Here is a 6,747-nt window from a genome sequence, read left to right as displayed (position 1 = left end):
GACGCCCCCTGCGCCGGGGCCGGGGATGCGGAGGTGGGCGCAGGTGCGGGGTCCGGCTCGGTCGGTCGGGCCTCGGCGACGGGGTCCGGCGGCATCGGCACCGGGTGGGCCGGGGCCGCCCCCGTCGGCGCGGAATCGGCCGCGGCGTCCACCGGGGCCGACGGCATCGGCACGGAAGCGTCCGGCTCCGCGGACGGGAACGGTTCGTCGGTGTCCGGGGTCCAGCCGGATCCGGTGTCGGCCGTGCCCGCCGGGAACGGCTCGGCACCGCCGTCCGCTCCGGCGCCGGACGCATCCGGCGCGGGCAGGTGCCAGTCGCCGTCGTCCCCCGCGGAGCGCCCCGTACTCGGTCGGGGGCGGCTCCACCACTTGGCCTTTGTGGGCTTGCCCTCGTCCATGTCCCGCCGTTCTCCCCACAGCTCGCTCGCGGCACCACACCGCGGGCTCCCACGCGCGCGGTCCGGGTCACCACCCGGCGCGCGGCCTCACCTGGATTCAACCAGGTTCGACGGCCCCGGCGCAGGGGGCGTCAGCGGAGTGCGGACGGGCGGGACGACGCGGTCGGCGAGGACGCCGGGGCGGCGGCGAGGCCGGGCGACGTCCCGTCGAACGCGGTCGCCTCGGGCGTCGCCTGCGGCTCCGGGGCGACGGAGACCGCCGGGACGGTCGCGGCGGGGCGTATGAGAGGCGACATACGGGCCGCCTCGGAGAGCATCGGGGTCGAGAAGGGATAGGCCGCACTGTCCGCGTGCCCGCCACCGGGCAGCAGCGGAGCGCTCGCCCGGGTCGACGAGACGGGCGCGGCAAGGGCGCCTCCGCGCTGGCCGAGCAGCGGGGACAGTGTCCTGCGCCGCTGGTTCTCGGACGCCGAGGCACCGCCCACCGTCTGACTGCGCAGCGGTGTGACATTGCTGCCGGAACCGCCACCGCGCACGTCACCCGCGTCGACCGGGGCGGCGGTCGTGACCCCGCCCAGGGCGATCGCGGCGAGCGAGACCGCTCCGGCGGCCGCGAACGCGAAGCGGCGGCCGCGGGAGGCGCGGTCTCCGTCCGTCCGGTCGGGTCGGCCCACTTCGTGGATGCGGAAGCCGCGCTGCCCGCTGGGCAGGACGGCGGCGTGCGCACCGGACGGTGCGTATCCGAACGGCTCCGCGTCTACGTCGAAGACTCCCTGGCCGAAGCCGCGGGCTCCTCCGAGGGGGCGGCCGGTGCCGAAGCCGCCTCCCCCGAACGGTGGCGTACCACCGTCGCTGTCACCACCCCCGGGCAATCCCTGGAGGCGGGCGAGAAAACTCTCCGAGGGCGGCGGCGGGGCCGCCTCGGCGAAGACGCTCTTGAGGCGGCGCTGGGCGTCGGCCTCGGCCTTGCACTTGGCGCACGTCGCCAGGTGGGCGAGGACGCGCTCTCTGGCGTCATGGTCCAGTTCGCCGTCGACCAGTGCGGCCAGCCGGTCCCCGAGATGCTGGTCGGCCGCGGTCCGTTGGCGCTCGGCAGGATTGAGACGTGATCCACTCACGCGGTCGCGCCCCCTCCTCCAAGCACAGGGATACCCGTGGCCGCGAGCGTGCGGCGCTCCTTGCGAGCCTCGGGCGAACGGTGCTGCAGCGCCTTGCGCAGCTGGGAGCGGCCGCGGTGGATGCGGCTGCGGACCGTGCCGAGCTTCACGCCGAGGGTCGCGGCGATCTCCTCGTACGAGAGCCCCTCGATGTCGCACAGGACGACGGCGGCACGGAACTCGGGCGCGAGCGTGTCCAGCGCCTGCTGGACGTCGGCGTCGAAGTGCGCGTCGTTGAAGACCTGCTGCGGGGACGGGTCGCGGCTGGGCAGGCGCTCGGCCGCGTCGTCCCCGAGGGAGTCGAAGCGGATGCGCTGCTTGCGGCGGACCATGTCCAGGAACAGGTTCGTCGTGATGCGGTGGAGCCAGCCCTCGAAGGTGCCCGGCGTGTACGTCGACAGCGAGCGGAAGACACGGACGAAGACTTCCTGCGTGAGGTCCTCGGCGTCGTGCTGGTTTCCGGTCAGGCGGTAGGCGAGTCGGTAGACACGGCCGCTGTGCGTGCTGACGATCTCCTCCCAGGTGGGCGGAGTCCACGCCTGAGATTCCGCGTCAGCGGCAAAGGTCGCGGTCTGCTGCGCGGAGTCAACGGTGCGGATTCGGTCAGCGGTGTTGGTCACGGATTTCGGCTCACCCGCCGACCTGAGAAAGCGCCGCAGCACTCCTCCCCGATCCACAGGCGCAGCCGCACCTCCCCTGTCGGCTCTGGTGGTGTCCAGTGGAGCCCCTACCATAGCCACCTCGCCCGTTAGCTCCGGATAAGCGTTTTTACTCAGATTTGCCGGTCGGTCTCCGGACGCCGTCCCGGCCACCGGTTTCGTCGCTGTCGCCATCCCGCTGCCCCCGCTTCAGCCTGCTCTTTCCCCCTGCCCTTCTAAACGCCCGGTCCCATCTGCGAGTTCCCGCCACCAACGGATAAAGTCACGCGCAGGCAACCACGGGGACAGGAGAGGGCCATTACCGGCAACCGGCAGACGAGCTGGGCGTTCGCCGACGCCTTTGTCGCCGAGGACGACGCACTCCGCTGGGCCCGGGACCGGGCCCGTGAGGCGGGGCTGCGTTCGGTCTCCCCCGGCGCGGGTGCGGCGTTGCGGCTGCTCGCTGCCACGGTGGGGGCGAAGGCGGTCGCCGAGATCGGTACGGGTACCGGGGTGTCCGGAATTCATCTGTTGAACGGGATGCGACCCGACGGGGTGCTGACCACGGTCGACCCGGAGCCGGAGCGGCAGCAGTTCGCGCGGCAGGCGTTCCGCGCGGCCGGCTTCGCCAGCAACCGGGCTCGTTTCATCCCGGGGCGGGCGCTCGACGTGCTGCCTCGGCTCGCGGACAGCGGGTACGACCTGGTCTTCTGCGACGGTGACCGGACGGAGTGTCTGGACTACCTCGCTGAATCGTTGCGTCTGCTGCGGCCGGGTGGGCTGGTGTGCTTCGAGGGGGTCTTCGCGGACGGGCGGACCGTGGATTCCGGGCCGCAGCCGGTGGAAGTGGTGCGGTTGCGGGAGTTGCTGCGGGCCGTGCGGGAGTCTTCCGAGCTGGTGCCGTCGTTGTTGCCGTTGGGGGACGGGTTGCTCTGTGCCGTGAAGCGCTGAGCGCTTCCGCGTGGGGCCGGGTGTTCCGGCGCGGCTCCGCCGCGTCCCGCCTGCCGTCCGGGGTGGTTGCGCGTACGTGGGCGGGTGCCGGTCCGTCGTGGCTTGTCGCGCCGTTCCCCGCGCCCCTAACAGCCGCCTACTCGCCGTAGGTCCTCAGCCGTGTCTGCGGGTGCCGGTGTCGTCGTGGTTGATCGCGCCGTTCCCCGCGACCCCTTGGAGGCGCTCCCCGGGAGGGTTCAAGTGGGGGCATGCCGCTGCCCCGGCACCGAATGTGTGCCGGGGCAGACGAAAAGGTATGGTCGCTTCCGCGTCAGCCGACGACCTTCTTCAGGGCGTCGCCGAGGGCATCGGCCTCGTCGGGCGTCAGCTCTACTACGAGCCGACCGCCGCCTTCGAGCGGAACGCGCATGACGATGCCCCGCCCCTCCTTTGTCACCTCGAGCGGGCCGTCACCCGTTCGCGGCTTCATGGCCGCCATGCTCGTTCCCCTTCCTGAAACCAGCTCATCGTCAGCCGACGGCCCTCTGGACGGGCACACGTCACCGGCATCGAACACATTGCTTCCAGGTCATTATCCCGCATCGCGGGACCCGATGACCAACATCAGTCGGCATCGCTTGCGCAACGCGCTTGAGCAAAACCACTCAATTCGGCGATGTGACTGCGATACTGCGCCGCTCGCGTGCCCGTCTCGTGACCGATTTGTTTGACGCAGGTCACACACGGCGGGCCCGCCAAGCGCCGTGATCTCCGTCATGCTGAGCACGGACGACTAAGCAACCGCATAGGAGGAGTCCCATGGCAGACACCGTGCTCTACGAGGTGAGCGACGGGCTCGCGACGATCACGCTGAACCGCCCCGAGGCGATGAACGCGATGAACACCGAGGCCAAGGTCGCCCTCCGCGACGCGGTGCAGGCCGCTGCCGCCGACGAGGCGGTGCGGGCCGTGCTGCTCACGGCCGCGGGCGACCGCGCGTTCTGCGTGGGCCAGGACCTCAAGGAGCACGTCGGCTCGCTGCTGGCGGACCGGGAGGCCGGCGAGGGCCGGACCATGAGCACGGTGCGCGAGCACTACAACCCGATCGTGCGGGCCCTGACCCAGATGCCGAAGCCGGTCGTGGCCGCGGTGAACGGCGTCGCGGCGGGTGCCGGTTTCGGGTTCGCGCTCTGTGCGGACTACCGGATCGTCGCGGAGAACGCGTCCTTCAACACGTCCTTCGCGGGTGTCGCGCTCACCGCCGACTCGGGCGTCTCGTGGACGCTGCCGCGGCTGATCGGCCCCGGGCGCGCCGCCGACCTGCTGCTCTTCCCGCGCTCCCTGAAGGCGCAGGAGGCGTACGAGCTCGGCATCGTGAACCGGATCGTGCCGGCCGCCGAACTCGCCGAGGAAGCAGGCACGTTGGCGCGCACCCTCGCCGAGGGGCCGACCGTCGCGTACGCCGCGCTGAAGGAGTCGCTGGCGTTCGCCGCCGACCACTCCCTCGACGAGGCGCTCGAGAAGGAGGACGAGCTGCAGGCCCGGGCCGGCGCCTCCGAGGACCACACCATCGCCGTCCAGGCGTTCATCGCCAAGGAGCGGCCGAAGTACCTCGGCCGCTAGGGCCTGTCTCCCGTCACGCGCGCGTGCGGGCCGTGCAGTCGGCCAGGTGGTCGTTGACGAGCCCGCACGCCTGCATCAGCGCGTACGCCGTGGTGGGGCCGACGAAGCGCAGGCCGCGCTTCTTCAGCTCCTTGGAGAGCGCCTTCGACTCGTCGGTGATCGCCGGTACGTCGCCGAGGACGCGCGGGGCCGGGCGGCCCGCGGCGTCCGGCGCGTACGACCAGATGAGCTCGTCGAGCTCGCCCGGGGACCAGTCCACGAGCACGCGCGCGTTGGCCAGCGTCGCGTCGACCTTCGCGCGGTTGCGGATGATGCCGGGGTCGGCGAGGAGCCGCTCGCGGTCGGCGTCGGTGAAGGCCGCGACGGCCGCGATCTTGAAGTCGGAGAAGGCGGCCCTGAAGGTCTCGCGGCGGCGCAGGATCGTGATCCAGGAGAGGCCCGACTGGAAGGCCTCCAGGGACAGCCGCTCGAAGAGCGCGTCGTCGCCGTGGACCGGGCGGCCCCACTCCTCGTCGTGGTACGCGACGTAGTCCTCGGTCGACAGGCCCCAGGGGCAGCGGAGCGCTCCGTCCGGCCCGGGGACCGCGGCGCCCGTCACCGGCTCGCTCACTGGAAGCCCTCCCCCGTCTCGCCCTGGTACCCACCGGGCGGCGCGAAGCCCCGCCGGTCCGGGCCGCGGTCGGCCGGCCTGTGCGCGTGCGCCGCGGCGAGGGCCGACTCCAGCTCCGTGATGCGCGCGTCGCGCTCGGCGAGCTCCGCACAGAGCCGGTTCAGCGCGTCGTCGACCTCCGCCATGCGGTAGCCGCGCACGGCCGTCGGCAGCCGCAGGTCCTCCACGTCGGAGGGGGCCACGGGGCGGTCCTGCGGCAGCGGGTCCGCGTAGAACTGGGACGGCTCGTCGCGCAGCGCGCCGCTGTCGCCGCCGCCGAGGACCGCGAGCGTCACCGCCGCGACCACCACGACGAGCGCGGCGACCAGAAACAAGAACATGACCATCTCTGCTGTCCCCTGGCTCGACTGGGCCGTAGCGGCCCGAAACCGTCAGGGTCCGATCGTGCCATGCCGCACCGACGGTTAAGGTCGCAGGCGACCGTTGAAGTGGGATCCAGAGGAGAGTCACAGGGATGCTGAGGCTGGGCCGACACGAGTTCGGCGCCCACGAGCCGGTGATCATGGCGATCGTGAACCGGACCCCGGACTCCTTCTACGACCAGGGCGCCACCTTCCAGGACGAGCCGGCGCTGGCCCGCGTCGAGCAGGCCGTCGCCGACGGCGCCGCGATCGTCGACATCGGCGGCGTGAAGGCGGGTCCCGGCGAGGAGGTCGACGCCGCCGAGGAGGCGCGCAGGACCGTCGGGTTCGTCGCGGAGGTGCGGCGGCGGTTCCCCGACGTGATCATCAGCGTCGACACCTGGCGGCACGAGGTCGGCGAGGCCGTCTGCGAGGCGGGCGCGGACCTGCTCAACGACGCATGGGGCGGCGTCGACCCGAAGCTCGCGGAGGTCGCCGCCCGGTACGGGGTCGGCATCGTGTGCACGCACGCGGGCGGCGCCGAGCCGCGCACCCGGCCGCACCGGGTCACCTACGACGACGTGATGGCCGACATCCTGAAGGTGACGGTCGGCTACGCGGAGCGGGCGGTGGCGCTCGGCGTGCCGCGCGAGTCGGTGCTCATCGACCCGGGGCACGACTTCGGGAAGAACACCCGCCACTCGCTGGAGGCGACGCGGCGGCTGCCGGAGATGGTGGAGACCGGCTGGCCGGTGCTCGTCTCGCTCTCCAACAAGGACTTCGTGGGCGAGACCCTCGACAAGCCGGTCAAGGAGCGGGTGCTCGGCACCCTGGCGACGACGGCGGTGTCGGCGTGGCTGGGGGCGCAGGTCTACCGGGTGCACGAGGTCGCCGAGACCCGGCAGGTGCTGGACATGGTGGCGTCCATCGCGGGCCACCGGCCCCCGGCGGTCGCCCGCCGGGGACTCGCGTAGCGACCGCGGGGGCGCG

The 6,747-nt window shown here is 72.5% G+C and carries 8 protein-coding genes and 1 pseudogene; 3 read left to right on the top strand and 6 right to left on the bottom strand.

Annotation, left to right across the window (positions count from 1 at the left end; translation table 11 throughout):
- The 3 genes and pseudogenes from M4J07_RS30575 to sigE all read right to left on the bottom strand — a co-directional run.
- Positions 1-398 (bottom strand): annotated as a pseudogene (locus tag M4J07_RS30575) (protease); the annotation flags it as partial.
- Positions 399-529: 131 nt separating this feature from the next.
- A complete protein-coding gene (locus M4J07_RS30570) occupies positions 530-1,516 on the bottom strand; it encodes an anti-sigma factor family protein (protein WP_255976976.1) in 987 nt (328 codons plus the stop codon).
- A complete protein-coding gene (gene sigE / locus M4J07_RS30565) occupies positions 1,513-2,289 on the bottom strand; it encodes an RNA polymerase sigma factor SigE (RefSeq protein ID WP_255976986.1) in 777 nt (258 codons plus the stop codon). Before sigE ends, M4J07_RS30570 begins: the two co-directional genes overlap by 4 nt.
- 156 nt (positions 2,290-2,445) lie before the next feature.
- On the opposite strand from sigE, the gene M4J07_RS30560 reads away from it, so the two are divergent.
- Positions 2,446-3,144, top strand: a complete 699-nt coding sequence (locus M4J07_RS30560; RefSeq protein ID WP_308284787.1) for an O-methyltransferase — start codon at positions 2,446-2,448, stop codon at positions 3,142-3,144.
- A gap of 310 nt (positions 3,145-3,454) precedes the next feature.
- On the opposite strand, the gene M4J07_RS30555 is transcribed toward M4J07_RS30560, so the two are convergent.
- Complete coding sequence (locus M4J07_RS30555) at positions 3,455-3,622, bottom strand: DUF3117 domain-containing protein (protein WP_003966491.1); 168 nt, start codon at positions 3,620-3,622, stop codon at positions 3,455-3,457.
- A gap of 320 nt (positions 3,623-3,942) precedes the next feature.
- Between M4J07_RS30555 and M4J07_RS30550 the strand changes: the two genes are divergently transcribed.
- Complete coding sequence (locus tag M4J07_RS30550) at positions 3,943-4,746, top strand: enoyl-CoA hydratase/isomerase family protein (RefSeq protein WP_255976974.1); 804 nt, start codon at positions 3,943-3,945, stop codon at positions 4,744-4,746.
- 13 nt (positions 4,747-4,759) lie between these two features.
- Here M4J07_RS30550 and M4J07_RS30545 read toward each other — a convergent pair whose 3' ends face one another.
- Positions 4,760-5,344, bottom strand: coding sequence for a DNA-3-methyladenine glycosylase I (locus M4J07_RS30545; protein ID WP_255976982.1), 585 nt, complete (start codon positions 5,342-5,344; stop codon positions 4,760-4,762).
- Positions 5,345-5,352: 8 nt separating this feature from the next.
- Positions 5,353-5,742 (bottom strand): DivIVA domain-containing protein, encoded by a 390-nt coding sequence (locus M4J07_RS30540; protein ID WP_255976972.1) that lies wholly within the window; start codon positions 5,740-5,742, stop codon positions 5,353-5,355.
- 128 nt (positions 5,743-5,870) lie between these two features.
- Between M4J07_RS30540 and folP the strand changes: the two genes are divergently transcribed.
- The gene (folP, locus tag M4J07_RS30535) at positions 5,871-6,731 is read left to right on the top strand and encodes a dihydropteroate synthase (protein ID WP_255976970.1); all 861 of its coding nucleotides are present in this window, start codon (positions 5,871-5,873) and stop codon (positions 6,729-6,731) included.
- Positions 6,732-6,747 lie beyond the last annotated feature (16 nt).

Origin of the sequence: Streptomyces longispororuber (assembly GCF_024448165.1) — a bacterium.
Lineage (GTDB): Bacteria > Actinomycetota > Actinomycetes > Streptomycetales > Streptomycetaceae > Streptomyces > Streptomyces longispororuber_A.
The sequence above is the reverse complement of the archived record's forward strand: the minus strand, read 5'-3'. Positions and strand labels throughout refer to the sequence as shown.